General features: G+C 80.6%; 1 protein-coding gene. It reads left to right on the top strand.

The window, feature by feature from the left end; genetic code table 11:
* Positions 1–292: 292 nt before the first annotated feature.
* Positions 293–612 (top strand): hypothetical protein (locus ACXJKJ_RS31160; RefSeq protein WP_457395465.1); only part of this gene is annotated, 320 nt, incomplete at its 3' end.

The following is a 612-nucleotide window of genomic DNA, read 5'->3' as shown; positions in this document are numbered from 1 at the left end:
GCCCCCGCCCGCGCCGGCGCCCGGCCCGGTGCCTACCACCCCTTCCGCCGGCAACGGCGACACCACGAAGGACCATCTGCCACCCGCCCCGCCGGTAACGCCGCCCGCCCCAGCGCCGCTCCCGACGACGCCTTCCGCAGGCAACGGTGACAGCACGCGAGACCACCTGCCGCCGACGCCGCCGGTGGTTGCTCCGGCTCCGACACCTGCACCGACACCTGCACCGGCACCGGCACCGGCACCGGCACCCACGCCGCCGCCCCCACCACCGCCGCCTCCTGGCCCGCCCCCGGTGGACACCGGCAGCGTCAACCCGCCGCTGCCGCCCGGCCTGTCGCCGCCCGCACCTGCGCCCACACCGGCCCCGACACCAACACCAGCGCCAACGCCGGCACCCACCCCCGTGCCGCTGCCGCCCGCCAACCCGCCGACCCAGCCGTCCGCCGGCAACGGTACCGACACCGGCAGCGCCAACCCGCCGACGCCTCCCGGCGTACCGGCGCCGACCCCTGCGCCCGCGCCGACGCCCACACCGCCGCCGCCGCCGCCGGCCCCCACGCCAGCACCGGTGCCGCTGCCCCCGGCGCCGCCGGCCAACCCGCCGACCCAGCC

The sequence above is a fragment of the Roseateles sp. P5_E1 genome (genome assembly GCF_054049335.1).
This window is presented reverse-complemented; position numbering and strand designations above follow the sequence as displayed.